The sequence below is a fragment of the Glaciimonas sp. CA11.2 genome (assembly GCF_034314045.1).
GTDB lineage: Bacteria > Pseudomonadota > Gammaproteobacteria > Burkholderiales > Burkholderiaceae_D > Glaciimonas.
In genome coordinates this window covers 725,583-751,330 of the sequence record NZ_JAVIWL010000001.1, presented here as the reverse complement: position 1 = coordinate 751,330, position 25,748 = coordinate 725,583, and the positions used below count along the sequence as shown (strand labels likewise).

Sequence of the window (25,748 nt, the reverse complement as noted above, 5' to 3'; positions counted from 1 at the left end):
TTAAATGGATTGCACAATCCGAGGGATTTAAACCATGGCTGACCTGATTCTGCATCACTTTTTAATATCTCCATTTTCAGAGAAAATTCGCCTGGCATTAGGTTATAAAAAACTTGCCTGGAAGTCGGTCATTGTTCCGGGCGTCATGCCTAAACCTGATGTCGTCGCGCTGACCGGCGGTTATCGTAAAACACCTTTCCTGCAAATCGGTGCTGATATTTATTGTGACAGTGCGCTGATCTGTGAAGTGCTAGAGCAAGTGCAACCGAGTCCGGCCTTATATCCTTCACATGGCAACGGTGTGGCGCGCACTTTGGCGCAGTGGGCAGATACCACGCTGTTCTGGAGCGTTCTGGCACCACCAAGAAATACCGCACATATGTTTGCTGGCGCACCACCCGATACGGCCAGCTTGTTTAGCCTGGACCGCGAAACGATGAAAGGCCCGATGCTCAGACTTCGCGGCCCCGATGCCGCCGCGGCCTGCAAAGACTATCTGGAGCGTGTATCGGATATGCTAAGCGGCCAACCCTATTTGCTAGGCCAGGCGCCATGCATCGCCGATTTTTCGGTATATCACTCATTGTGGTTTAGTCGCCAATTCACGCCAGTGGTAGAGGAAATGCTGCGTAGCGTGCCAGCAATACTTTCATGGATGGAGCGTATGCAGGCATTTGGTCATGGACAGATCCAGCAGATTGATTCTTCCGATGCGGTTGCCATTGCCGCTAACGCTGAGCCACTGCCGATTGGTCAGGGTCGTAGCCATTTACCCGACAACTTTTTTCAAGACGAGCATGGTATTCCGCTTGGCAGCCGCGTGTCGATCACGGCAGAGAGTTTCGGGCCAGAAGCGACGGAGGGCGAACTGGTCGCGGCGACGCGGTCCCATTTCACCTTACGCCGCCATGACGTACGTGCAGGATTTGTGCACGTACATTTTCCAAGAATTGGTTACGTTCTCAATAGGGTAACTAGTTTGACGTAGTCGCTATCCTGCTCGCCTGAAGCGTTTGCTGAAAGACGGCGTTTACTTTACATCGTATAAAAAAATAATTCATTTTCACCAGGAGACAAGTATGAGTGCATTTAAATCTGTATTAAAGCCGGTTGTTGGTATCGCGTTATTGGTTGGCGCGACCTTGTTGCCACAGTTGGCAATGGCCGCAGATCCCATTAAAATTGGTGCGATCAATCCTTTCAGTGGTCCACTCGCACTGTACGGTGTTGAGGTTACCCGCGGTTATGAGCTCGCCGTGGATCAGGCCAACGCCGCCGGTGGTGTTCTCGGACGCAAGATCGATATCGTGCGCGGTGATGCTTCCACACCACAACAAGGCATTGCGACCGTTGAGCAATTGGTCGCTAAAGATAAGGTCGACCTATTTGTCGGCACCTACACCAGCCCTGTCTCCAACGCGGCCAGCGATGCAGCATCACGCTATAACAAGCTGTATTGGGAAACCGGCGCACTGGCACAAAATCTAACCGATCGTGGCCTGCCAAACTATATCCGTATGAGTCCTAATGGCGGCGATTTTGCACTCCTGTCGGTGACCGCAGTGCGCGAATTGATAGCGCCTGCACTTAAAAAGAACCTGAAGGATGTCAAGATCTGGATCGAGCATGAAGACTCGCTCTACGGTACGTCGATTGCCCAGACCCAGAAACGTTTATTGGAAGCCCTCGGCGCAAAGGTCGTCGGCGTTGGCGCACATTCAATGCGTTCAATTGACTTGAACGACACGGTCCTGCGTGCCAAGCAAGCCAATCCAGACGTGCTGATCCAGACAGGTTACGTGCCGGATGGCAATTTATTGTTGCGTACAGCACGTGATCAAGGCTTTAAGCCTGGCGCGATTATGTTGGTTGGCGTGGGTGACACCCCGGAGACTTTGCAATCGTTAGGCGCAGGATCTGTTGAAGGCGTGCTGGTGGTCAGCTATCCGCGTACCGATATTTCTGAAAAATACGGTCCTGGTGCAAAAGGTTTTCTTGCAGCATATCGCGCCAAATATAAAACTGACCCGATTGCATCGCAAAGTATGACTGCGTATGTCGGTATGCAAATGCTGTTCGATACGATTCGCGCCGCTAACAGTCTGGACGTCGCAAAAGTCCGTGCCGCCGCTGCCGCAATGGATAAACCGAACGGTACGTACGCAACCGGTTATGGCCTCAAATTTGATAAAAATTTCCAAAACGTGCGCGCACTTCCCGTCACAGCGCAGTGGCAGGCCGGCAAGATGGTGACAGTGTTTCCAGAAAATGCCTCCCCAACTGGCGCCACACTTAAACCCCTGGCACGTAACTAATATCAGGCATTGTTTATCGTGGATGCCGCCCACGCTTTAATTGGCGGCATTCTACTTAAGGAAAGTAGGCAATGGATCAAATTTTAAATGTGCTGGTGTTTGGCATTCTGCTGGGAGGCATTTACGGCCTGGTCAGTATTGGATTGAACCTGATTTTTGGCGTGGTGCGAATCGTTAATTTTGCGCAAGGCGAACTGGTGATGTTTGGTATGTACGGCAGTTACTATGCGTACACCTATCTGGGTCTGAACCCTTACCTGGCCGCATTGATCGTTGCACCATTGGTCGGCCTGATCGGAATGGCGATTCAGCGACTGGTGATTCAACCGCTGCATAATGAGTCGAACATGCAAATTTTTGCCACTTTCGGTCTGTTGATGATGTTTCAGAACATCATGCTGGCAGTGTCGCGAGGCGAGGCAGTCAGTATTGGCGGTCAGGTTGGCGCGTCGGTATTGACGGTCGGTGATATGAAAATCAGCGTCGTCCGGCTGGTGACTTTTATAGCGACCACGCTCATTACCATCGGTTTGCATCTCTTTCTGTCGCGCACAATGGCGGGTAAATCGATTCGGGCGGTGACGCAGGACAAGCGCTCGGCACGGGTGATGGGGATCAACGTCGAACGTACTTTCTTGTACACCTTCGGTCTCGGCGCTGGCCTCGCTGGCCTGGCTGGCGTGCTACTCACACCAATTTATTCGATCACGCCAACAGTCGGTAGCAATTTTATTCTTGCCGCTTTTGCTGTGGTGGTTCTTGGTGGGTTGGGCAGTGTCTGGGGCGCGTATATCGGCGGCCTGATCGTTGGTATCGTTGAAGCGTTTGCTGGCTACTACATCGATCCATCATTGAAAAGTGCGATCTGGTTCATCATTTTTCTTATCGTTTTAATCTTGCGTCCGTCAGGCCTTTTCGGTCAGGTTGGCGCGGAAGAAGTGGGATTCCGTGAACAACAATGAAACAAGTACGCTGGATAAACAGGTGCCTTTGGTCCAACCGCAGGTGCAGCCTAATGTGCAGCCTCAGGCAGAATCTGAGTTGGAACATTACGGCGCTTTGCACCGCGAAAGCGGGATCGATACAAGACGGCAAACGTTATTGAAATATGCGGGCGGCATGGCAGTGGCATTCTTGCCGTTTATATTGTTGGTGCATGATGCTTACTGGCTCAACATTATCGCGTTCACTTATTTAATGGGTGGGCTGGCGGCGGCATGGAATATTATCGGCGGTTTTGCGGGACAATTCTCACTCGGTCACGGTGTATTTTTCGGCATTGGCGCGTATGTCACGGCAAGGTTTTACACGCTATTTGACGTGTCGCCGTGGCTGAGCATGATTCCCGCGGCCGTGTTTGCGGCGCTCATCGCGGTGCTGATTTCATGGCCGACATTCCGTTTGCGTGGACCATTTTTCGCCATCGCAACCATGGCGTTTAATGAGGTCGCGTTCGTAATCGCTAATCACTTCGACTCACTGACCAATGGACCAAGTGGCATTTTGATCCCATTTAAGCCAGGTTTTGCGAATATGATTTTTGTCGAACGCTGGCAGTACTGTTTGCTGATGTTTATCTTCGCCGCTGTGGTAATCGGTGTGACCGTGGTGTTGCGTCGTAGTCGCCTTGGTTATTACCTGCTGGCGGTGCGCGAGGATGAAGACGCTGCACGTGCAGCTGGCATCAACGTGCTCAGCGTCAAGTTGCGCGGCATGGCATTGAGCGCTGGACTGACTTCGATTGGCGGTACTTTGTTTGCAATGTACCTGCGCTATATCGATCCACCGACGTTGTTCACGATGACTGATGTAGGTGTCAAATTTGCATTGATAACCTTGATTGGCGGCATCGGTACCATTGCTGGCCCGTTACTGGGCGCGGCGTTGATTATTCCGTTCGAGAATTTTTTACGTGCTGAACTGGCAAGCGCGCTTCCCGGTATCAATCTGGCGATCCTGGGATTTTTGATGGTGTTGGCAGCCTTGTTCATGAAGCGCGGTCTGGTTGGCGCATTGAGTGACTTGTGGCGCAAGCTGCAAAACCTGTGGATGGCAAAAAAATGACGCAAACAATGTCTCAAATACAATCGCAGAATACAGCAACGGCCTTGCTCTCAGTCTCTGGCGTCAGCAAACAATTTCTTGGCTTACGGGCGGTCGATAACGTCACGTTGTCGGTCAAAAAAGGCGAGATTATCAGCATTATCGGTCCCAATGGTGCCGGTAAAACGACCTTCTTTAATTTGCTCTCCGGTCAGTTATCGCCCAGTCAAGGTGAAGTATGCCTGCGCGGTGAGTCGATTAACCGTCTGGCCCCGCATGCCCGTGCGCAACGTGGCATCGGCCGTACCTTTCAGATCGCCAAGCCACTGATTACGTTGAGTGCGTTGGAAAACGTGATGATCGGCGCATTCATGCGGCATTCGCGGTTGACGACTGCGCGCGACAAAGCGATGGAAGTGTTGCAGCGCGTCGGATTGGCGCGCCATGCATTGCGACGCGCGGGCGACCTGACACTGAGTGAGCGACGCAGACTGGAAGTGGCGCGAGCGCTGGCGCTTGAACCGGAACTGGTGCTGCTCGATGAAGTCATGGCAGGTCTGAATCAAAGTGAAGTCGGTCAAGTCATCGAATTGCTGCAGGATTTGCATGCGAATGGACTGACTTTTTTGATCATCGAACACAACCTGAAAGTGGTGCGTGCGTTCTCGGATCGGGTGGTGGTATTAGACCGCGGACGGATGATCGCAGAAGGCAGCGCCGAGCAGATTCTCAGTTCACCCGAAGTTATTAAAGCGTATCTGGGAGATCAACAATGACCAACGCTATTCTTCAGGTCGAAGCGCTATGTTCCGGATATTCGGAACTGCCGGTGTTACATGGCATGACGCTGGATGTCGGACAGGGTGAATTTGTTTCTGTCGTTGGTGCCAATGGCGCTGGCAAGACGACTTTGCTACTCACGATTACCGGTCATTTGAAAGCGCATTCCGGCCGGGTTATGTTTGATGGGCAAGATATCACTAACCTGCCCGCCCATGCAGCAGCGGAACGTGGTCTGGTCATGGTGCCTGAAGGCGGTCGTTTGTTTCCCTTCATGAGCGTGCTGGAGAATCTACAACTTGGCGCTTACCATCCAAAGGCGCGGGCGCGCATGGCGCAGTCGCTGGACGAGGTCATGACGTTGTTTCCTTTGCTGGCTGAACGCCGCACCCAACTTGCTGGCCGCCTCTCCGGTGGCGAACGCCAGATGTGTGCAGTCGCCCGCGCGATGATGGCATTGCCGAAACTGCTGATGTTGGATGAGCCTTCACTCGGGCTTGCGCCGATCATGGTTGATAAAGTTTTTGAGATTGTCAGCCAACTGGTGGCAACAAAAGGGATTTCTGTGTTGTTGGTGGAGCAGAATGTCGGCAATGCACTACGCATGTGTCAGCGCGGTTGCATCATTGAGCACGGTCGTATCCTCAAGATTGCGAGTGGTAAGGACTTGTTACAAGACCCTGATATCCAGCGCTCGTATATGGGACTGTAAGGTTGACTAGAAGTTTGGCTAAAAGCGGCCTGTAGTTGACAACTGGTGTGATTTAAAACAACGCTCGTAGAAGCGCAACAAATTTTTTCTGATTTCACGTCGCCTGTACGTGATTAGTGAATGGAGAGTCTGGGGCCCGGTACGGTGCATTTTGCATCAATGCCGGGATCGCCAGAAATAAGTCGAATTAGCATTATTTACTAACACCACCCAAAAAGATCCCAACTGAACTGCATCCAAACTGAGACAAGTTTATCGGACGGAAAAGTGATTAAAAAAATAATTAAACTGGGGCTCAACTGCTAATTGAAATAACAGTTTCCTGCATTAAATTAAGCGTGCCAACCTAGCTCAAAAAAACTACACATTAGGCAAAGTTGATCCTCTTTTTTCCGCTTTAGCTAGTTTACGCAAGAAGCTCATAAGTGAGTATGAAATCATCGAATTGAGTGTGGTCTTCAAGAGATAGCACTGTTAAATATAAAAACGAAATGATCACGGGACATCACAAATGAAAAAATTAGTTGCTGCAATCGCCATATTGGCACCTTTCGGCGTAGCACAAGCCGATTCCAGCGTGACCATTTACGGTAACGTAGATGCAGCGATTGTATCGGTGAGTACAATCGGCGGCACGACAAAACCGGGCGGTTCAGTCGGTGTAAATTCAGCGCATATCCTGCGTGAAGATTCTGGCGTTGGTCCAGCGAGTCGTTTGGGTTTCCGTGGTACCGAAGATCTTGGTGGCGGGCTGAGCGCTAACTTCGTGCTTGAGGCTGGTTTTGGTGCGGATACCGGTGCTAGTCAGCAGGGTGGTGTGTTGTTTGGTCGTCAATCATGGGTTGGTTTGGCTGGTTCTAACTGGACTCTGTCTGCAGGTCGTCAATATGCGCCGATCGACGTCATCTTTGCTGCGATCGATCCATCGTATGGTCTGTACTTTGGTAACGCGACAACGGCAACCAACCATGCTATCTATCCGACTATTGGTGCGACCGCAACTAGTGGAACATGGCAGTCGACTTCCCGTGTAAACAACTCTTTGTTGGGAACATTTAAAACTTCCGGTCTGACATTTAAGTTGATGTTGGCAGCTGGTGATGAAAATACGCGCAATACAGGCCAATTGATCAACCCTAGCGTGACATACGACAATGGTCCGTTGTCATTGAGTTTGTCGGCTACCCGTCTGCGTCAGGCGCAAGATAGTATTCTTGCAACTGCTAAGCCTGAGTGGGTGAGTGAGCAAATCGCCGGTGGTTCTTATACCTTCGATTTTGCTAAGGTATTTCTTGGCGCTTATCAATTCATCGGACCAAGCAATTTTGCTAATTTGAGCCCGGCTGCGACCGTTGGTGCGCCCGGTGCGGCAGCTTACGCCTATACCTGGAGTCGTCAGCATTCATACTGGATCGGCGCACGTATTCCGGTCGGTACAGGTACTTTCATTCCTTCTATCGACAGAATCGATTACATCTATAAAAATGGCACACCAGACGGTCACGGTACTGTACTCGGTTTGACTTATGAGTATCCGTTCTCGAAAACCACTGTTTTGTACGCTAACTATGGTCAGACTAAGAATAGCGCGACTGCAAACGGTCCATTGGTGTCTACGATCACCTCTGCTACTGCTGGCGTCGTACCTTACGGTTCGACCATCAGAGCAGCGGCTATCGGCATGCGCCACTCCTTCTAACGCCGGACCTACGAAAAACCGCCCCAGCGGCGTTGTGCTTTCCTAGCCACCAATGTGGCCGGTACTATCGTACTGTCTTCGTTGGCACGCCTTGCTGGGACGATTTTGCGTAAGTCTTGAGTTGGTGGGTTTATTTAAAACCTTTTTTGGCTTGTTTCAGAATTATTTGGAATATGTCATATCCGATGGCCCTTCTCAGCTTGAGCGGGGCCATTTGTTTTTGTTGGTCTGATTTTTTTGTTTCAATTTTTCGACGTGATGTTTACCTAGTCGTTGTCTGTATTTCTTTCCTTGCTTCACTCAATTTTATATCTCTGTTTTGCCTGAAATGGTCTCGCTTCCGTGTGCTTAAGTGTGGGCTTGGCGCACGTGATTTATGGCTGATTTACAGCATGAATAATCATCATTCAAACGCTTATCAAAAAAGTTGCGACGTCAGTAAAAATGCTATACCATCGGGTAGATAACAATTCTATTAAGTATATATCAGCCTGTAAGGCATCAGGAATCGCTCGAAAATTATGCGGTTTGGATACCGGAACAGGGTGGTAAACCAGGGAGATTAAAGATGGTGAATCGTCGTACCGTGATAGCTGGACTATCAGCGCTTTCAGCAGTTTCTTTAGCGCCAATGATCGCAAGAGCACAGTCTAAACCTTTGATTCGTATCGGCATGTTGCAAGATGCATCTGGTCCTTATAGTTATCTTGGTGGCGTCGGTTCAATCGCTTGTGCGCGTCAGGCGATTGCTGAAATCGCGGGAAGCCGTGGTTTGAATGTCGAAATCCTTACAGCGGATCACCAGAATAAACCTGATATTGGCGCTGCCATTGCGCGCCAGTGGCTTGATCAGGGCGTTGATGCACTGATGGAGTTTAATAATTCCGCAATCGCTTTAGCCGTCAATAATTTAGTGCGTGAGCGTGACAAAGTGATGCTTGCCAATAACGTCGGCTCCGCTTCTCTCAGCGGCGTCAATTGCACCCCGAATATGACCCATTGGACTTTCGATACTGCGATGCTGGCGACCAGCATGGGTAACGGAATGATCGAAAAGGGCGCTGGAGAAAGTTGGTTTTTCATCCGTGCCGACTATGTATTTGGCAAAGCCTTACGCGACGACACCGCTGCCGTAGTCATCGCTAAAGGCGGCAAAGTGGTGGGCGAAGTCGCGGTGCCAGTTGGCACGACCGATTTTGCGTCCGCTCTGTTGCAGGCACAAGCTTCCGGCGCAAAAGTTGTGGCGTTGGCGTTGGCCGGTAATGACTTGCTCAACTGCCTCAAGCAAGCAAACGAATTTGGACTGACCAAAGGTGGTCAGCGGATGGCTGCGTTGATCATTTATTTGCAAGATATTAAAGCACTGGGTTTGCCAGTCACCAAAGGTCTGGTCCTGACGGAATCGTTTTATTGGGATTTGAGCGACAAATCGCGTGCTTTCTCGAAACGTATAACGCCTAACACTAAGGGTGTACCGCCGAACATGGGCCAGGCTGGCGCTTATTCCGCTGTGACACATTATTTGAAAGCAGTTGCCGATGTGGGCGCTGCAGAAGCCAAACGTTCTGGTCGTGTCGTAGTTGAGCGTATGAAACAATTGCCGATCAGCGATGACGTGCTGACCAATGCGCGCATTCGTGCTGACGGTCGCGTTGTCAGTGATGTGTATCTATTCGAAGTCAAGTCTCCGGAAGAGAGCAAAGGCGAGTGGGATTTGTACAAGATCAAACGTAAGCTCGGCCCGGATCAGGCTTGGCGTCCAATGTCGGCGGGTGGTTGCCCACTCGTTAAACCAGGGAGTATCTGATGAGTGATATTAAAAGTAACAAACCAATTAATATTCCAGAATCACCTTTTACACGTCCGGAAATGTTTTCGCCGGACGTCATGATTGACGATAACAAATGGTATCCCCTAGGTAAATTGGGCAAGGTTCGTCCGATCCTGTTTGATGTCTCGAATGGTGGTTGGATCAGTATTCTGAAGGCTGAAGGTCAGGGCACTATTCAGCGCCACCGTCATGCTTCGCCAGTAACCGGTTGGACGCTTGATGGCGCGTGGGGCTATCGCGAGTACGACTGGGTTGCACGTGCCGGTAGTTTTGTTTATGAGCCACCGGGTCACATCCATACTCTTTATATTGATCCGGAAGCTGGCAAGATGACCGCGTTGTTTCACGTTCATGGCCCGCTCGTGTATCTGGATGAAGAAGGTAATGCGACTGACTACGATGATGTGTTTTTGCGCCTCGATCGGTACGCCAAGTATTGTCGTGAAGTCGGTCTGGGCGATGATTATCTGCAATCGCTGATTCGATAGCTTTACTCTGCTCAGCTCTGTCGTTTGCTGACTAGCCTATTTATTTTTTGTTCCAAGGATGAAGTCCAATGTCTTCGAAAATGCACTTGATGCAAATGCTGATACACAGCGCCAGTACGCATACTCTGCTTAGTTGGACCGATCCGAAGGATGGGCAGTTAGATGGCTTGCAAGATTTTGCCTATTGGCAGAATCTGGCCCAGACGCTTGAGCGCGGTTGTTTTGATGGCGTGTTTTTTGCCGATAGCCCAGCCACACATGCGGTCTATAAAAGTAGCGTCAAGCCATCAGTAGAATACGGTGCATCATGGCCCAATCATGATCCGATGCCTTTGGTAGCGGTGATGGCTGCGGCGACTAAACACCTCGGTATTGGTGTGACGTTGTCGACCACTGGTACGACGCCTTATCTGGCGACCCGTCGCATTTCGACTTTGAATTATTTGAGTCGTGGTCGCGTTGGCTGGAACATCGTATCCGGTTTCAGCGCAGCAGAACATCAGGCTAATGGTCTTGGCGCATTGGGTCATGACGAGCGTTATGACCAAGCCGACGAATTTATGGAAATTTGCTACCGCTTGTGGGATAGCGTTCCCGATGCAGCGATATTGAAGAACCACGTTACTGGCAAGTTTGCTGATCCCGAACAAATCAATGTCGTTGATTTTCAAGGTCGTTTTCTAAATTGCAAAGCGGTTGCGCCGACGTTGCCATCGTCATACGGTCGGCCATTGTTGTTTCAGGCTGGTTCATCGGGACGTGGTTTGCAGTTTGCGATGGAACACGCTGAAGTGATTTTTGCGATTCAATCGCATATCGCAGGGATGAAAAAGAGCATGCTGCAATTGAGCGCTGCCGCTGCGGAGCAAGGCAAGGGTAAAGAATGCAAGGTGTTATTTGGCCTGCAACCGATCGTGCGCAGTACCGAACTTGAAGCGCGTCAACGTGCTGAAGAATTGGCTGAGCGGATTCCGCTGGATGCCATTCTTGCGCGTCTCTCGGGCGTGTTCGGTATCGATCTGAGCCAGCTTGATCCAGATCGTCCATTGGCGGAAATGGAAACCCAGGCTTCACGCGGATTGATGGCGGCGACGGTGACCGGTGCGGATGGCAAGGCGGTGACATTGCGTCAGGCAGCAACAACCTGGGCCTTGTCGGTGGCCATTCCTCAAGTGATCGGTACGCCGGAACAAGTGGCTGATGAAATGGAGCGTACCTGGCGCGAAACCGGTTGCTACGGCTTTAACCTGAGTCCGACGACCAATCCTGATAGCGTTGAAGATTTTGTTGATCAGGTCGTGCCAATCCTGCAAAGCCGTGGCGTGTTCCGCACTGCTTATGAAGGCGACAGCTTCCGTGACAATTTGATGGCTTGATGGGGCGGGTAAAGTGACTGGTACGATCATCGAAACACGTGGCTTGACCAAGGACTTCCGCGGCTTTATCGCGGTTGGTGGAGTCGATTTGAAAGTGCGCAAGGGATCTATCCATGCGCTGATCGGTCCTAATGGTGCGGGTAAATCTACGGTCTTCAATTTACTGACACGTTTTTTGCCCGCTAGTGGTGGACAAATATTTTTCAAAGGTGAAGAGATCACCCGACGCGACCCGGCCTTGGTAGCGCAGAGCGGCATGGTGCGCTCGTTTCAGATTTCTTCCACTTTCCCGGCTTTTAGTTTGCGTGACAATGTACGGATTGCGTTACAGCGCCCGCTGCAAGTTAGCTACCAATTCTGGCGTTCTGACAAGACACTTGCGGCATTGTATGAGCGTGCCGACGAGTTGCTTGAGGCGGTGGGTTTAACGCGATGGCGTGATGTGCGAGCAGCCGATCTGTCATATGGCCGTAAGCGTGCGCTCGAATTAGCGACCACGTTGGCGCTCGATCCAGAAGTGATGTTGCTGGATGAACCAATGGCTGGACTAGGTCATGAGGATATCGCGCGCATCGCCAGTCTGATTCGAAAGGTTGCGGTTGGTCGTACGGTCTTGATGGTGGAACACAATTTAAAAGTAGTGGCCGATTTGTCGGACACCATTACGGTGCTGGCGCGCGGCAAAATATTGGCCGAAGGCCCGTATGCCGTCGTGTCTGCGAATCCGCTGGTGCGTAGTGCTTACATGGGATCAGCGCATGCCTGATTTATCTCCCCAACCGGATTTACTGGCCATTGATAATCTGCGTGCCTGGTACGGCGAATCGCAGGCCTTGCATGGCATTAACCTGACTGTGCAACGCGGCGAAACCGTTACTTTGCTTGGACGCAACGGCGCTGGCAAGACCAGTACGCTGCGTTCGATCATGGGATTGATGCGGCGACGTGAAGGCGCGATTACATTTTCCGGTAGCGAATTAATTGCCGCATCGCCGGATCAGATTGCGCGTCTGGGTATCGGCTATTGTCCGGAAGAGCGCGGCATTTTTGCTGGCTTGACGGTGCAAGAAAATCTGATGCTGCCACCGATCATTAAGGCGGGTGGTATGACGCTGGCGGAAATCCACCAATTGTTTCCTAATCTGGCCGAGCGTAGCGCCAGTCAAGGAACCAAATTGTCCGGCGGCGAACAACAAATGCTGGCCATTGCACGTATCTTGCGCACGGGCGCAGATTTGCTATTACTGGACGAACCAACTGAAGGTCTGGCACCGGTCATCATCGAACAAATCGGTCATGCAATTCAGAAGCTTAAAGAGCGGGGTTACACCATCGTTCTGGTCGAGCAAAATTTCAATTTCGCCGCCAGTGTGTCAGAACGATTTTACGTGATTGAAGATGGTCGTGTAGTTGATCATATTGCTGCAGCCGAGATCGCTGATCCGACGACGGTGGCCAACATTCACAATTATTTGAGTATGTAAATTATGACAGAATTCTTTGGTGTTTCCGTGCAGGCACTGTCTGGGCAATTAATGATCGGTGCTATCAACGGTGCCTTCTATGCCATGCTCAGCCTTGGTCTGGCGGTTATCTTTGGCTTGCTGAACATCATCAATTTCGCGCATGGTGCGCAATATATGATGGGTGCGTTTTGTGCGTGGTTGTTACTCAACTTTCTCGGGCTAAATTATTGGATGGCGCTGGTGTTGACGCCACTTATCGTCGGTGCGAGCGGAATGCTGATTGAGCGCTATTTGTTACGCCATATTCAACAACTTGACCATGTGTATGGTTTGTTACTCACTTTCGGTACAGCGCTGTTGATTGAGGGTGCTTTTCGCCAACTATTCGGAGCGGCCGGGTTGCCGTATGCCACTCCCGCGCTGTTGCAGGGCGGGCATCATTTAGGCTTTATGTATTTACCTACTTATCGCGCCTGGGTCTTCATCTTTTCTATCGTGGTATGTGGTGCTACCTGGCTGATGATTGAGAAAACCAAACTAGGGTCTTACTTGCGCGCGGCCACTGAAAACCCATCATTGGTTCAAGCCTTTGGCGTGCGCGTGCCGCGCATGATGATGCTGACCTACGGTTTTGGTGTGGGTTTGGCTGCATTGGGTGGCGTGTTGGCCGCACCTATTTATCAGGTCAGCCCGATGATGGGAACCAGCACTATTATTGTGGTGTTTGCAGTCGTCGTGATCGGTGGCATGGGTTCAATCGTCGGGGCGATTTTCAGCGGCTTTGCGCTCGGTTTGGCGGAAGGTTTGACCAAGGTATTTTATCCACAGGCTTCCAGTACGGTGATCTTCGTAATTATGGCGCTGGTATTGCTGATCAAGCCTGCCGGGTTGTTTGGGAGGACTGCATGATGGTGTCGAATGTAAAAGCGTTGATGCAATCCGATCTTGCACAAAAAAATGCGCCACTGATCATCGCCGCTTTGATGTTGCTGCTTGCGCTGGTGAGTCCTTTTATCGGGCTCTATCCGGTCTTTATGATGAAGGCCTTGTGTTTTGCGTTGCTTGCTGCAGCGTTCAATTTGCTGTTCGGTTATGGCGGCTTGCTGTCCTTCGGGCATGCTTCGTTTTTTGGTACTGCGGCCTACGTAACCGGCTACTCAATGAAGTATTGGGGCATTAATCCGGAGGTTGGGATTGTGCTTGGCACACTGGCTGCGACGGTACTAGGTGTGGTGTTCGGCTGGCTGTCGATTCGACGTCAAGGTATTTATTTCGCGATGGTGACGTTAGCGTTGGCCCAAATGCTGTATTTCTTCTATTTACAGGCTGGTGGTTTTACTGGTGGCGAAGATGGCATTCAGGCGATCCCGCGCGGTCATCTTTTTGGCGTCATTAACCTCAACCAACCCTTGGCGATGTATTACACCGTGCTGGCGATCTGTATCGGTGGCTTCGCGCTGATTTATCGCGTCGTGCATTCGCCATTCGGTCAGGTACTCAAGGCAATTCGTGAAAATGAACCGCGGGCTATTTCGTTGGGTTATCGGGTTGAGCGGATTAAGTTGCTGGTGTTTGTCTTGTCGGCTGCGCTGGCTGGACTAGCCGGTGCGACCAAGACGCTGGTGTTTCAGCTTGCGACACTCAACGATGTTAACTGGTCAGTATCTGGCGATGTGATTCTGATGACGTTGGTTGGCGGCGTAGGTACGCTGTTTGGTCCGATTATCGGGGCTTTCGTGTTAGTGGTGATTAGCACTTACCTTGCCGGTTTTGGATCATGGGTCACAATGATTCAGGGCGCGATCTTTATTGTTTGCGTCATGTCCTTCCGGCGTGGCTTGTGTGGTTGGGTTGCCGACCGATTCGAGATCGCACGTTTGCCTTTGGTGGGAAGCGACCCTTTGGTTGCAAATGTGGTCAAAGCCGGCTTTCGCCGTGCGCTTTCCGAACCCTCTATTCCATTGAAAGATACCAGCCTCCATGAGTGATTCTTTGTTAGCATCGCCGCAAGTGTCGGCGCAAGTGTCACCCATTGATCCAGCCGAGTTGCGCCGTTGCCTTGGAGCCTTTGTCACTGGCGTGACGGTAATCACGGCGCTTGATGAGGACGGTGCACCAATCGGCATGACGGTCAATTCGTTCAATTCGGTCTCGCTCGATCCACCGCTTATCGTCTGGAGCGTGCGTACCAATGCGACCAGTTTTCCTGTGTATAGCAAAACGAAACGGTTTGTCGTCAATATATTATCGGAAGAGCAAGTCGATGTCTCTAATCGCTTCGCTAAATCCGGCCCCGGTCGTTTTGAGGGGATCGCTATCACGCCGGGCATCGATGGCTTGCCGCTCATTGATGGTTGCTCGGCATATCTTGAATGCAGCACTGAAGCCACGTATCCGGGCGGCGACCACTTGCTTTTTCTAGGCCGTGTTGATCGCATTCTCGGGACCTCGCGCAAGCCGCTGGCTTTTGGCGCGGGCAAATACATGGTCGTACATCCGCATGCGCCCAACGCTGACTTGGGCTCCGGTAACGTCGCCACATTGAACGCTGTTCAGTTAGCGCGGCCTTGTCTGGAAGAGTTGAATCGTGAAACAGATAAAACTGTCGGTTTAGGCGTCTGGGGCAACCTTGGCCCGACCCTCATCTGGTGGGTAGAAGCACGCCAACCGCTTGATGTGCGCTTGCGTTGCGGGATGGTGTTACCGTTACTGGGTTCTGCTACCGGCAAAGTGTTTGCTGCCTTTTCAGCGCCGCAGTTGACAGCACGCTATCTGGACGCAGAAATCGCCGCGGTACAACATATTCCCGATGCACCATTCAACACCCGTGCAGCGGTGGAAGAACACTTGGCGTTGGTGCGCGAACGCCGGCTGGGGGCGATAGATGATGCGATCATGACCGATATCAATGATCTGGGCGTGAACGCTGTCAGTGCGCCCGTATTCGATGCTTCGGGATCGATTGTGCTGGCGCTGACGATGATGGGCGCAGCAGTGTGTTTTACTCCGGATGATCCGGCGGTAGCGCGTTTGAGCGATGCGGCACGGCGCTTGTCGGTACGCTTGGGTTACCGGCCTTAATGAATTTGTAGTGGCGCGTTGCGCCAACCACCCTCACTTGAAGAAAGAATACGATGATTGAAAATACATGGAAGCGCTGGGGCGACGACGACGAACGTGGCGCGCTGAATTTTATCGGACCGGATCAGGTGCGCCGCGCCACCGGATTGGTGCAGACAGGTGAAGTATTACGTCTTGCACAATTGCTATCGTCAAAGACGCCGGTGCCTGCTCATCGTTGTGGTTTGCAACATTTTATGGGCCGTGATGGTGGTGATTATGCTGCGGGCGCGGGGCGTCCTGAAGGCTTCCAGTTTGCTGAAGACTCAGTCATCATGCCATTGCATATCGGTACTCACGTGGATGCGTTGTGCCACGCCTGGTATGACGACGAGCTGTATAACGGCTTTTCCAGCGACACTATTCGCAGCACTACCGGCGCTTCTAAATTAGGCGTCGAAAAGATGCCACCTATCGTCACGCGCGGTGTGTTGCTTGATCTGGTCCGTTTAAAAGGACGCGTATTGGTTCCGGGCGAGGTGATCAGCCGCGCCGACCTCGAAGCCGCTGCCGCTTTGGCCGGTCTTCAGATAGAGCAGGGCGATGCAGTATTACTGCGCACAGGTTGGCTGGAATCGCAAAAAGGCGTGAAGAATGTCTCCTTTGACGTTGAGCCGGGTATTGACGTCGAAGCTGGACGCTGGTTGGCTGAGCGCGAGGTTGCAGTGGTGGGTGCGGATAACTTCGCGGTAGAAGTGTTGCCGTTTGCAAAGGGAACAGTATTTCCGGTACATCAATTACTGATCCGCGATTTTGGCGTGCCGCTGTTGGAAGGCCTAATGCTTGATCCACTGGTTGCCAGCGGTCGTTTTGCGTTCTTATTCGTTGCCAGCGCGCTGCCGATTGTTGGCGCTACCGGTAGTCCTCTCGCTCCCGTTGCGGTGCTGTAGACCATGAAAAATTCTACCAAAAAGCGGCCACTTGACGGTATCCGCGTACTCGAAATAGCATCGATGGTATTTGGCCCTGTGGCGGGACAGTATCTCGGCGATATGGGTGCCGATGTGATCAAGCTTGAGCCACCGGAAGGCGATTTAACCCGCTCAATCGGACCGCGCCGTTCGCCGCGCATGGGCGCATTTTTTCTGACAAGTAATCGTAGCAAGCGCAGTATTGTGGTCGATTTGAAGCGTCCGGAAGGGCGCGAAATCCTGCATCGCTTATTAGCCAAAACGGATGTGCTGTTGCACTCAATGCGCACACCGGCAGCCGCTCGCCTTGGGCTTGATTACGCCACGCTCGCCAAAACCCATCCGGGTCTGGTGTATTGCCACGTTACCGGTTATGGCGACGATGGTGAGTATGGTGGACGTCCTGCTTATGATGACATTATTCAGGCTGCGTCAGGTCTGGCAATGTTGCAGGAGGTAGTCGCAGGACAGCCACGTTACATCCCGACAATTGTCGCTGACAAAATTAGTGGCGTCCATGCGGCTTATGCGATCGTGCTCGCGATGATGCACCGTCTGCGCACTGGAGAAGGTCAGGAAGTGGAAGTGCCGATGTTTGAAACCATGGCCTCGTTCAATATGATCGAACACCAATGGGGGCATATTTTTGAGCCGCCAATCGGTGACATGGGATATGCGCCCGTAGTGGCTGCGGCCCGCCGACCATATAAAACGCTTGATGGCTATTTGTCTTTGCTGCCGTATTCGGATTCGCACTGGCGGCGGTTCTTTGAGTTGGCAGGTGCGCCGGAAATAATGGACGATCCGCGTTTTACGCTGTTCGCCTCGCGTCAGCAACATTTCCGTGCAGTATGGGATGAGATTGAGCGTCAGATAGGCCTTAAAACCAATGCCGAATGGTTACGTCTGCTGACGCCGGAAGATATTCCGTTCTCCCCAGTTAACAGCATTGAAGACCTGCGTGAAGATCCTCATTTGAAGAGTGTCGATTTCTGGAGTGTGCAAGAGCATCCGACTGAAGGTAAATTGTTGATCGGACGCAATCCTTTACGCATGAGCGCTTCGCCACCGGATGTCACACGCTTGCCACCGGGATTGGGTGAGCATAGTGCGGAGATTTTGCGCGAATATGAATACGACGAAGAAAGCGCACAACGCTTGCTAGCCCCGGGCGGAGTTTGTTCTTCCAATTTGTAGTCAATGACGGTGTTGGCGCTTTTATTTTACTTGTATTGAGTAACTGCGTTACCGACGGTAAATTAAGTCATGCTGATTTTTAAATCAGCATGACTTTTTTTGTTTTTATTCTACTTTTTATGCTTAATTGTCAAATTTGAAAAAGTTGCTCGTACATCGCTTTACGGCTTCATTCTCATACTTTGCAAAGGGTTACTTTGCAGGGCGCCGCACCTATTGTCATCACCGATGTAATTTGTCACTCATCGTCCTATTTTTTTCCGCGATGGCTGGTCTCGTATGTGAGTAAGGCGCATTACTGACATCAAATGCACAATCCGCTCTTGAATGTCGGCACGTTACCGCGATTTTCACCAAATCTCCTACCTTATCCTTATCGAACTCCTACTTAAGTATCAGTGTTTAGCTGATAGTGATCATTCGGTAATCTATTATGATTTGTCACAGTAAGTGAGGTGAGGGCTTTGCATCACGCGTCCGCAACAAAAGATGGGAACAGTGTGCGAGCGCAGCGATGCGAGAGTTGATGTGACATTTACCCGATGTGTATCTGGCAAACATCAACCTATACAGGAGCCAGAAACCTGTCACGAAGTTGGGCCAACAGAAAAAGTCATCTGATGCCATACCTAATACACAAGTATCTGCTGAGTATTAAAGCGCCTGTTGCAGTGCTTCTTAAAGTGCTACTACGGCACTAAAAGACGACACGTTTTTTATTACGCCATCGTGGGCTTTTAAGAGCCGACTAATTACGCGACCTATGCCATCTTATTTTTTTAATATTGGAGAAGATCATGGACACAACGCCAGAGCTTACCAAGGTTGTAGACCAAACTGGTGACGGTATTAATGGCATGGTTAAAGAGAAGAGTGCGGACCTTCACAGTGCGATTGATAAGGCTTCCGACACAGTGCGGCCAGCCATTGATCGCATGGCAAATGGTGCACACACGAGTGTCGACCAAGTATCCAGCGCACTGACCGACGCCACAGAGTCGCTTACGCAACACACGCGCGAACTGAGTGCTGCCTATCAACGATTTGCGGATACTGGACGCCAATATGTCCGCACCAGTCCGGTTGTAGCGGTTGGTATGGCCTTGGCTGCCGGTTACTTGATTTCCAAATTATTCAGCGGCAAAGATCATTAAGTTATTCAGTGACTTTTCTATCGCTACGCGGTGTGCGGTGCTGAGCAAGGAGTCTACTTTTTTCGGTGAAACACAATATTAATGATTCTCCGACGGTTTGCACCTCGTAGTGTGCGTTTTTATATTGGAGCGATAAATGAAGAAATATCTTATGAGTCTTGCAGTATTGATGGCTTTCGGTTCAGGCGCAGTGATGGCTCAAAACGCACCTGCAATGCCAAATAGCAGTATGGGGACAGATGCATCCTCGAGCGGCGCGATGGACAACGGTTCAATGGCCAATCCAACGACGAAAAAGAAGACAATGAAGAAAAAGATGCATAAAAGCACGATGGATAAAGAGGGTATGGACAAAGATGGTATGGATAAACCCGATACTAAGCATTGATTCAGGTATTTTTATCTGGTCAGCAAAGTTTTTGGCGCAGTATTGTTTGGCGATGCGCCGTCTATGCATGGTTTGCTTCCAATCTTAGGGGCCAAACTTTCATTCAGTAAGTGAGGCGACTGTCGGACAATATTACTGTGATGCGTTGCTGATTACGCAGACCCAAAGAACTGCGTTTAAAAAAAACGACGGCCTATCGGATTGACATTCGATAGGCCGTTGATGCGTTTGTGTGTTGAAGTATTTCTGGCTTTGAACAAAAACAGGGATGACTTTGCTCAATGCAAGCATACGCATGCGTTTCTTATTGTTCTTCAAAATTTTTCACGGACAGGATGGTCAGCTTCCCTTCGCCATTTTGGGTGACACAGGCTCAGGATTTCCCACAATGGCCCTAATAATTGCTTTGGTGTGATTCTTGAGGTAACTAATGGGCCTTACTCGAGTTGAGAGTTTCATGCTCAACCTTTAACACAAATTGACGAGGGCTAATGTTAGTTCGAATCAAGGCCTATACATACTATTGTTATTTGCCATTTTGCAACTTTCCCAAGGGAACCGCACCCTAAACGGATGCAAATATGAGGCTTACCTTATAGTAAATCTATAAAACTTTGTTATTGATTAAAAAATTCCTTGCACCTTCAGGTTGGGAGACAGTAATTAACTATCGTCTCATTCCTCTCGTTTTTTCAACAGCCCTTTACCAATGATCATAGGCGCAAAAAACCGCTACCGGCGAAGGTATGGCCGTCTTTAGAAGCGAGCGAAATTTTTAAATAAAAAGCTTAAATGGACAAGTGTCCAAACAGCTACATATTTGAAATAGGGGGTCTTGAAACGCGTTTAGGTGGATCCTATATTGGAAGCGGTGGAGGAATTATCCGCGTAGTAGCGGATAATTTGCCAATCGGTCGAGAGTTCCGCGATAGTCGTAAGCGAATCTTTCGTATTTATTTTCTGATAAATGGAAAGGAGTGGATGCATCATGTTCTCGTCTTCTATGCAATTTCCCAATAATTTATTTTCTGAGCTTGGCGATATTCAACGCCAGTTTGAACAATTTTTTGGGGTGGTAGATTCGCCTTCCAGTATTCGTGCGGTACGTCGTGGCACGTTTCCGTCCATCAATATGTGCACTACTGATGACGCCATAGAAATCTACGCATTAGCACCCGGGATTGATACCTCTAAACTAGAACTCACCGTCGATAAAGGGCTGCTCATCATCGCAGGTGAACGCAAAAGCGCGGTGCCCGCGGACCGGCAGGAAAAACTGAGCATATATGCTCGTGAGCGTTTCAATGGCGCATTTAAACGCGTCATTAGCCTGCCAGAAGATGTAGACGCCGAGCATGTCAATGCTACGTACAAAAACGGGGTGCTGCGTGTCGTCATTGCGAAGCGAGAATCTACGAAATCCCGCCGCATCGAAGTGCATAACGTTATTTAACCGATTGTTATCGAGAGGAGGATTCGACATGGATACCAAACAAGAACTAGCGCAGTACAAGTCCAATATCAACGATGAAAAATCCTTATTTCCGCTCGTTGATGTAATCGAGGATGAAAATGGCATCACGCTCACAGCCGACTTGCCAGGCGTCACCAAAGAAAACCTAGCGATTCGAGTAGATGCGGACCTGCTAATCATTGAGGGCGCCTTAACTTTAGGAGAGGGGGAAACCGTAGCGCCAGTCTATGCCGAAATTCGGGCGGCACATTACAAGCGCACTTTTACTTTAAGCCGCGAACTGGATGCGGCGCAAATTGCTGCATCCATTAATGACGGAGTCCTGACGCTTCACATGCCGAAGCTCGAACAAGCCAAACCGCGAAGAATCGAAGTGAACATTTTGTAGCGATCTAATGGTTGTATGTGATTAACTTATTTGCCCCTGACCTTCGTGTCGGGGGTATATCGGGGAGGAGCGAAATGCGCACCTTATTACTCCCAGAGATAGTTAAAACAATCAAACGAAAACTGCGCCATATTCATTATCGGCACTTATTTGAAAGTAAGTCAGATCAGCTTCTTGAGTTGGAAGAATTGGCGCTGGAGTCATTCGAATTAACGCATCAACTCAATAGCAACTTACTACGCATGATCGAAATTGAGCGTTCCCTTAATACTGCAACAGAGCTAGCAAACTCAAGGGAAATGCGCACATGCCGGCGACTATTGAAGAAAATCCAGGAAGTGAGCGGAGTGGAAGATGCGATGCTGATGAGGCAGCCAAAGTTCCCGAGTGAGTAACATGACGGAAAGCGTAAGAGAATTCCGATTGAGGTGCAGGGCTAAACAAACATGCATTTTGGACACTGGCTTGATCTGCGACCTAGTACGCATCTCGACTTTGCGGTATCTGGATCATTCCCACTAATGGCCATTTGCAGCACGCTCGATCAATCTTATTTAAAGTTTGATCAAGAATATTCATGAAAGCGCCTGATCAACGATCTTGGGATACCTAGAAATTGCGGCTGAAAGTGCTGCACCACGGCGTCAGGTAATGAATGTAGATTGCGAAGGCACATGGGCGATTTATAGACCTGAACGTTATAAATTTCATGCATGGTTTGCTCCAGGGTGACGCTAGTCATTCGCAATCTTTACATGATATTTTCGTAAGAGATTAAAGTAAAAAAACAATTCTTAGGAATATTTTAAGATTTTAGGCCGGAATGCAAAAACGTCGCAGAACCAGTGTTTACTTGGTTTGCGACGCTTTATGCTGACCTACTACTATGTTTCTTGGTGCCGAGAGCCGGAATCGAACCGGCACGCCTTACAGCGCGGGATTTTGAGTCCCGTGCGTCTACCTATTCCGCCATCTCGGCAACGCGTGCAGCATTATGACTTATTTGGTGCGTCAGATCAATAGCTTTGAGCAATCAAATAGGTTTTTTATCGGATAAATGATTAACGCGATATTTTTCGCCATTTTGCTGCGTGAAATTAAAGCCGTTGCTGTTTGGCACGGCGCTGCACTGTGTGTAAATAAAACAGCAGGCTTACGGCGACCAAGGCAATGCTTGCGCTGTTTCCCATCCAGAATCCCGATGCGCCATGCAAGGCGGGAGGACTTATGCCGAACGGATTCAGGCCCAAAATGTAGCCGGATACCAAGCCAACTCCCCACAGCGAAAACGCGTAAATAATCGTCGGAATAATGGCGACTTTATAGGCGCGTAAAACAAAAGCGGTACTGCACTGTATCGCATCGAATAATTGATAGAAGCCAATGAATATAAATAGCGGCATGGCGGCTGCGATGATGGTTTCGTTGGGTGTGTAGGCGCGAATAATTGTCTCGCGTAGCAACCAGATGATGAGGCCCAGACTTGCCGAACAGAGCGCTGCCAGACGAATCCCGGAATAGCCTATCCGTTGCGCGTGATCGAGCTCCTTTGCGCCGATCGCTTGTGCTACCAGGATTCCTGTAGCAATTGCAATGGATAACGGCAGCATGTAAAGCACCGTGGCGAAGTTGGCAGTGATTTGATGTCCTGCGATCGCGGTCTCTCCCAGTCTTGCGATAAAAATCGCCATGAAGGTAAACGCTGTCACTTCAATGAAATAGCTCAAGCCGGTCGGGATGCCTAGTTTTAATAAGGCACGTTGTGCACGCCAGTGTGGTTTGACAAAACCGCTGTGGAACAGAGCAAATGGTGTGTAAAAACTATTGTGGCGCAGGATCATCCAGCCAATCAATAGCATCAGCCATGCAATGAGAGTCGTAGCAATGGCGCAGCCCGGGCCGCCGAGTGCAGGAATGCCAAAACCACCGAATATGAACAACGCGTTCAGAGGAAATTTTAGTAGGACCCCGATGAGTTTGATTGCCATCACCATCTTGGGTCTGGCAACGGCAGTGTTGAGCGCTGAATAGACATTAAAGCCGAGTGTTGCAGGTAGCGCTAACGCAAGAATTTGTAGATATAGCGTGGCTTTTTCACTGAGCAAAGGTGACGCATGGGCGATTGATAAAAAAGGCTGTGGAAATAGTAGTACGACGCAGCCGAGCAACGACAAGAAGAGGGCGAGCCATGTACCTTGTTTGACTTGATAGCCGATTTCCGCCATCCGTTGTCCACCATATAACTGACCGATAATGGGTGAAAGTGCTTGCAGAACGCCGCTTAGACCGACGAATACACTGACATAGATCGCGCTACCCAACGCCAGGGCGGCGAGATCAGTCGCGGAATATCGTGATGTCATGGCGGTGTCGATGACCCCGTTCAATACAATCGCCAATTGCCCGATGAGGATGGGCCACGCCAGCTTGGCGATGCGGACTGTGTTAGAGCGGCCGAGACGCGTTTTAGCTTGATGAAGGAATGAAAGTGTAATGTTCTGCTCGTTGGTTAATAGTATGTTCGGCTAATGGTAGGGGGCGGCTGCTTAGTTACCAACGCGTTGATATAAGCGGAAACGTTCATCACGATCCGATGGGCGTCGTCCGGTCCAAAGTAATTTCCAGCGACCGCCAAAGGCGCGTTTAATGGCGGCATCGTCGGATTTGGTTCTGTTGTTATCTTGATAAAGCAAATAGTCGCAGCGCTCCTGGCTTAAAGCGGAAAAAGGGACGCTACCAAAATAGGCAAACGAGGCGCGTTGCGCCGGACCCACATTGGTATCGACACATTGTTTGACCGTTGGTAAATGCGTGTTGATTTGCTCAGCGACACCGGCATAACTTTTGCCGTAGTTGATCCACGGTAGCCATAGTGTCATCAGTAATAACCAGCATAATACGACGCCGCCGGATGACAATACTACGGCGCGCCAGAGTACCGCCGGTCGTCTTGAAAGACGCCAGTTAACCAACAGAATCCAACAGATTGAGCCGAGAGCGGCAATGACGACGGCGGTCAGATTAAAGCCGGGTTTGAATCCTGGAGCCAGCTTGTAAGCATTTTTGGCAATTTGTGCGGGCCAACCGGTTTCTTTAGCAATCCATCCGATCCAGATGAACGCGGCGCAGGTGCTGAGTGTCATCACGGAGAACCAGTCAACCGCATTAATGGCACCACGCTTCATGGTCGGCAAGCCAAACGCTGCCAGAATTACGAGCGCTGGTAACAGTGGCAACAACACGCCTTCATCAGGCCGTGGCATCAGCAACATCATGACGCTCAGACTGATAAAGAATGCGAGGGGTAGCGCGATATGGAGCGCTTTGCGTTGTTGACGCCAGGCGTAGACAGCCCAGCCAGCGAACGGCCACGCGGGCCATGCGAACCAAATGCCATATTTGAAGTAATAGGCGAAAGCGTGTAACGACGGCCAGCCGAATTGCTGCAGATTTTGTTCTTGCCATAAGGCGTAATTATTACCTTCGGGGAGGTAATAATATCCAGCGACGAACCATGCGCCACTAATCGCGATAGCGACCGGTAAAGTGACGCATAGCAGGTGTATGGCGATAGATTTTTGACGTAACAGAGCAAGGCCGATTAAGCCTGCAAGGATAGCAACCGGGACACCCCAACCACGGGTCAACGTCAGTAGACCAAGTGCTATGCCGAGTAATGCTGCGCTATGGAGTGCTAAGGAATTCGGATTTTCGGTGTTGGATGGTTTTGTACTTGATCCGGTGGCAGGCGCATCGAACAAACGGACAGCGAGATAGATGGCATAGGCAACCAGCGACATCTGCAGGCTTTTTGCGGTCGTTTCGTGGCTGTGTAATAGCAGCCCCAAACATCCCAGATAAATGAGGAACGCGCCATCCGCGAGCGTGCGACCAAAGTCCCTTGGCTCGGGTTGGCCGCCAAATGCCAGTCGAAGCGGCTGCGCTTCACTGCGGCGTCCTAGCAAGTACGTGGCATGCCAAACAGATAGTGAGCCAATTAAAAAGAAAATAATCGTGGACAGCCGGGCTGCCAATGGATCGCCTAATAACCAGCCGAATAATTTGATGCAGATGGCACCAATCCAAAAGGTTAACGGGCTTTCTCCTGGCATAGGTAAACCCGCGATTTGTGGTGCCAGCCACGTATTGAAGCTGCCGTGCGCCATGGTCCACATGATCCCAAAGCTCGATGCATCCTCATTTTTCCACGGGTCGCGACCAAACAAGCCGGGCAATATATAGAGTAGACCAAGCGCCCATAATCCCCAGCGTGGCAATGCGCTGGTGGCAGAAGCGGGAAGGCGGACTGGCTTCATCACGATATGGCTTTATGAGAATAGTAAGTTGGGGGAGTATTGTGCCGCAAAAACGGCATAGGGCACAGCGTATCGGGTAGAAAGTCTTTG

24 protein-coding genes and 1 tRNA gene are annotated in these 25,748 nt (G+C 50.4%); 22 read left to right on the top strand and 3 right to left on the bottom strand.

What is annotated here, in order from left to right; translation table 11 throughout:
• Positions 1–34 precede the first annotated feature (34 nt).
• From RGU75_RS03195 to RGU75_RS03090, 22 genes are all read left to right on the top strand, one after another.
• The gene (locus tag RGU75_RS03195; protein ID WP_322232935.1) at positions 35–988 is read left to right on the top strand and encodes a glutathione S-transferase family protein; all 954 of its coding nucleotides are present in this window, start codon (positions 35–37) and stop codon (positions 986–988) included.
• A 91-nt stretch (positions 989–1,079) separates the two neighbouring features.
• A complete protein-coding gene (locus tag RGU75_RS03190) occupies positions 1,080–2,315 on the top strand; it encodes an ABC transporter substrate-binding protein (protein WP_322232933.1) in 1,236 nt (411 codons plus the stop codon).
• 71 nt (positions 2,316–2,386) lie between these two features.
• The gene (locus RGU75_RS03185; protein WP_322232931.1) at positions 2,387–3,277 is read left to right on the top strand and encodes a branched-chain amino acid ABC transporter permease; all 891 of its coding nucleotides are present in this window, start codon (positions 2,387–2,389) and stop codon (positions 3,275–3,277) included.
• A complete protein-coding gene (locus tag RGU75_RS03180; RefSeq protein WP_322232929.1) occupies positions 3,264–4,379 on the top strand; it encodes a branched-chain amino acid ABC transporter permease in 1,116 nt (371 codons plus the stop codon). The genes RGU75_RS03185 and RGU75_RS03180 overlap by 14 nt, the downstream gene beginning before the upstream one ends.
• Positions 4,380–4,387: 8 nt before the next feature.
• Positions 4,388–5,134 carry an ABC transporter ATP-binding protein gene (locus tag RGU75_RS03175; protein ID WP_322232927.1) on the top strand — a complete coding sequence of 249 codons (747 nt, stop codon included), beginning with the start codon at positions 4,388–4,390 and terminating at the stop codon, positions 5,132–5,134.
• Positions 5,131–5,850: an ABC transporter ATP-binding protein gene (locus RGU75_RS03170; RefSeq protein ID WP_322232924.1), complete on the top strand. Its 720-nt coding sequence runs from the start codon at positions 5,131–5,133 to the stop codon at positions 5,848–5,850. The genes RGU75_RS03175 and RGU75_RS03170 overlap by 4 nt, the downstream gene beginning before the upstream one ends.
• 511 nt (positions 5,851–6,361) lie before the next feature.
• Entirely contained in the window at positions 6,362–7,549 is a 1,188-nt protein-coding gene (locus RGU75_RS03165) for a porin (protein ID WP_322232921.1), read from the top strand.
• 568 nt (positions 7,550–8,117) lie between these two features.
• The gene (locus RGU75_RS03160) at positions 8,118–9,356 is read left to right on the top strand and encodes an ABC transporter substrate-binding protein (protein ID WP_322232920.1); all 1,239 of its coding nucleotides are present in this window, start codon (positions 8,118–8,120) and stop codon (positions 9,354–9,356) included.
• A complete protein-coding gene (locus RGU75_RS03155; protein WP_322232918.1) occupies positions 9,356–9,868 on the top strand; it encodes a 2,4'-dihydroxyacetophenone dioxygenase family protein in 513 nt (170 codons plus the stop codon). The genes RGU75_RS03160 and RGU75_RS03155 overlap by 1 nt, the downstream gene beginning before the upstream one ends.
• Before the next feature lie 68 nt (positions 9,869–9,936).
• On the top strand, positions 9,937–11,244 hold the full coding sequence (locus RGU75_RS03150) for an NtaA/DmoA family FMN-dependent monooxygenase (protein ID WP_322232916.1): 1,308 nt from the start codon (positions 9,937–9,939) through the stop codon (positions 11,242–11,244).
• Positions 11,245–11,257: 13 nt separating this feature from the next.
• Positions 11,258–12,010, top strand: coding sequence for an ABC transporter ATP-binding protein (locus tag RGU75_RS03145; protein ID WP_322232914.1), 753 nt, complete (start codon positions 11,258–11,260; stop codon positions 12,008–12,010).
• Positions 12,003–12,728: an ABC transporter ATP-binding protein gene (locus RGU75_RS03140; protein ID WP_322232911.1), complete on the top strand. Its 726-nt coding sequence runs from the start codon at positions 12,003–12,005 to the stop codon at positions 12,726–12,728. The genes RGU75_RS03145 and RGU75_RS03140 overlap by 8 nt, the downstream gene beginning before the upstream one ends.
• Positions 12,729–12,731: 3 nt before the next feature.
• Positions 12,732–13,619, top strand: a complete 888-nt coding sequence (locus tag RGU75_RS03135) for a branched-chain amino acid ABC transporter permease (RefSeq protein ID WP_322232909.1) — start codon at positions 12,732–12,734, stop codon at positions 13,617–13,619.
• Between the two features lie 23 nt (positions 13,620–13,642).
• Positions 13,643–14,698, top strand: a complete 1,056-nt coding sequence (locus tag RGU75_RS03130) for a branched-chain amino acid ABC transporter permease (RefSeq protein WP_322240195.1) — start codon at positions 13,643–13,645, stop codon at positions 14,696–14,698.
• Positions 14,691–15,791: a flavin reductase gene (locus RGU75_RS03125; protein ID WP_322232907.1), complete on the top strand. Its 1,101-nt coding sequence runs from the start codon at positions 14,691–14,693 to the stop codon at positions 15,789–15,791. The genes RGU75_RS03130 and RGU75_RS03125 overlap by 8 nt, the downstream gene beginning before the upstream one ends.
• A 53-nt stretch (positions 15,792–15,844) precedes the next feature.
• Positions 15,845–16,720: a cyclase family protein gene (locus tag RGU75_RS03120; protein ID WP_322232905.1), complete on the top strand. Its 876-nt coding sequence runs from the start codon at positions 15,845–15,847 to the stop codon at positions 16,718–16,720.
• Positions 16,721–16,723: 3 nt separating this feature from the next.
• Positions 16,724–17,938 (top strand): CoA transferase, encoded by a 1,215-nt coding sequence (locus tag RGU75_RS03115; protein ID WP_322232903.1) that lies wholly within the window; start codon positions 16,724–16,726, stop codon positions 17,936–17,938.
• A 797-nt stretch (positions 17,939–18,735) separates the two neighbouring features.
• Positions 18,736–19,092, top strand: a complete 357-nt coding sequence (locus RGU75_RS03110; RefSeq protein ID WP_322232901.1) for a hypothetical protein — start codon at positions 18,736–18,738, stop codon at positions 19,090–19,092.
• Positions 19,093–19,228: 136 nt separating this feature from the next.
• Positions 19,229–19,480, top strand: a complete 252-nt coding sequence (locus RGU75_RS03105) for a hypothetical protein (RefSeq protein WP_322232899.1) — start codon at positions 19,229–19,231, stop codon at positions 19,478–19,480.
• A gap of 988 nt (positions 19,481–20,468) precedes the next feature.
• Positions 20,469–20,933 carry an Hsp20/alpha crystallin family protein gene (locus RGU75_RS03100; RefSeq protein WP_322232897.1) on the top strand — a complete coding sequence of 155 codons (465 nt, stop codon included), beginning with the start codon at positions 20,469–20,471 and terminating at the stop codon, positions 20,931–20,933.
• 28 nt (positions 20,934–20,961) lie between these two features.
• The gene (locus RGU75_RS03095; RefSeq protein WP_322232895.1) at positions 20,962–21,342 is read left to right on the top strand and encodes an Hsp20/alpha crystallin family protein; all 381 of its coding nucleotides are present in this window, start codon (positions 20,962–20,964) and stop codon (positions 21,340–21,342) included.
• Positions 21,343–21,416: 74 nt separating this feature from the next.
• On the top strand, positions 21,417–21,737 hold the full coding sequence (locus RGU75_RS03090; RefSeq protein ID WP_322232893.1) for a hypothetical protein: 321 nt from the start codon (positions 21,417–21,419) through the stop codon (positions 21,735–21,737).
• Between the two features lie 499 nt (positions 21,738–22,236).
• On the opposite strand, the gene RGU75_RS03085 is transcribed toward RGU75_RS03090, so the two are convergent.
• The 3 genes from RGU75_RS03085 to RGU75_RS03075 form a co-directional block, all read right to left on the bottom strand.
• Positions 22,237–22,321: transfer RNA gene (locus RGU75_RS03085), tRNA-Leu, on the bottom strand.
• Positions 22,322–22,439: 118 nt separating this feature from the next.
• Positions 22,440–23,837, bottom strand: a complete 1,398-nt coding sequence (locus RGU75_RS03080) for an MATE family efflux transporter (protein WP_416186847.1) — start codon at positions 23,835–23,837, stop codon at positions 22,440–22,442.
• Between the two features lie 51 nt (positions 23,838–23,888).
• On the bottom strand, positions 23,889–25,658 hold the full coding sequence (locus RGU75_RS03075) for a glycosyltransferase (protein ID WP_322240191.1): 1,770 nt from the start codon (positions 25,656–25,658) through the stop codon (positions 23,889–23,891).
• Positions 25,659–25,748: the final 90 nt, after the last annotated feature.

Bases quoted from the DNA above. Each gene is read 5' to 3' on its own strand.
- RGU75_RS03170 (WP_322232924.1), top strand. From the start codon at position 5,131: ATGACCAACGCTATTCTTCAGGTCGAAGCGCTATGTTCCGGATATTCG.
- RGU75_RS03120 (WP_322232905.1), top strand. From the start codon at position 15,845: ATGATTGAAAATACATGGAAGCGCTGGGGCGACGACGACGAACGTGGC.
- RGU75_RS03190 (WP_322232933.1), top strand. From the start codon at position 1,080: ATGAGTGCATTTAAATCTGTATTAAAGCCGGTTGTTGGTATCGCGTTA.
- RGU75_RS03140 (WP_322232911.1), top strand. From the start codon at position 12,003: ATGCCTGATTTATCTCCCCAACCGGATTTACTGGCCATTGATAATCTG.
- RGU75_RS03075 (WP_322240191.1), bottom strand. From the start codon at position 25,658: ATGAAGCCAGTCCGCCTTCCCGCTTCTGCCACCAGCGCATTGCCACGC.
- RGU75_RS03185 (WP_322232931.1), top strand. From the start codon at position 2,387: ATGGATCAAATTTTAAATGTGCTGGTGTTTGGCATTCTGCTGGGAGGC.
- RGU75_RS03155 (WP_322232918.1), top strand. From the start codon at position 9,356: ATGAGTGATATTAAAAGTAACAAACCAATTAATATTCCAGAATCACCT.
- RGU75_RS03115 (WP_322232903.1), top strand. From the start codon at position 16,724: ATGAAAAATTCTACCAAAAAGCGGCCACTTGACGGTATCCGCGTACTC.
- RGU75_RS03195 (WP_322232935.1), top strand. From the start codon at position 35: ATGGCTGACCTGATTCTGCATCACTTTTTAATATCTCCATTTTCAGAG.
- RGU75_RS03165 (WP_322232921.1), top strand. From the start codon at position 6,362: ATGAAAAAATTAGTTGCTGCAATCGCCATATTGGCACCTTTCGGCGTA.
- RGU75_RS03110 (WP_322232901.1), top strand. From the start codon at position 18,736: ATGGACACAACGCCAGAGCTTACCAAGGTTGTAGACCAAACTGGTGAC.
- RGU75_RS03130 (WP_322240195.1), top strand. From the start codon at position 13,643: ATGCAATCCGATCTTGCACAAAAAAATGCGCCACTGATCATCGCCGCT.
- RGU75_RS03105 (WP_322232899.1), top strand. From the start codon at position 19,229: ATGAAGAAATATCTTATGAGTCTTGCAGTATTGATGGCTTTCGGTTCA.
- RGU75_RS03125 (WP_322232907.1), top strand. From the start codon at position 14,691: ATGAGTGATTCTTTGTTAGCATCGCCGCAAGTGTCGGCGCAAGTGTCA.
- RGU75_RS03090 (WP_322232893.1), top strand. From the start codon at position 21,417: ATGCGCACCTTATTACTCCCAGAGATAGTTAAAACAATCAAACGAAAA.
- RGU75_RS03160 (WP_322232920.1), top strand. From the start codon at position 8,118: ATGGTGAATCGTCGTACCGTGATAGCTGGACTATCAGCGCTTTCAGCA.
- RGU75_RS03150 (WP_322232916.1), top strand. From the start codon at position 9,937: ATGTCTTCGAAAATGCACTTGATGCAAATGCTGATACACAGCGCCAGT.
- RGU75_RS03095 (WP_322232895.1), top strand. From the start codon at position 20,962: ATGGATACCAAACAAGAACTAGCGCAGTACAAGTCCAATATCAACGAT.
- RGU75_RS03100 (WP_322232897.1), top strand. From the start codon at position 20,469: ATGTTCTCGTCTTCTATGCAATTTCCCAATAATTTATTTTCTGAGCTT.
- RGU75_RS03175 (WP_322232927.1), top strand. From the start codon at position 4,388: ATGTCTCAAATACAATCGCAGAATACAGCAACGGCCTTGCTCTCAGTC.
- RGU75_RS03135 (WP_322232909.1), top strand. From the start codon at position 12,732: ATGACAGAATTCTTTGGTGTTTCCGTGCAGGCACTGTCTGGGCAATTA.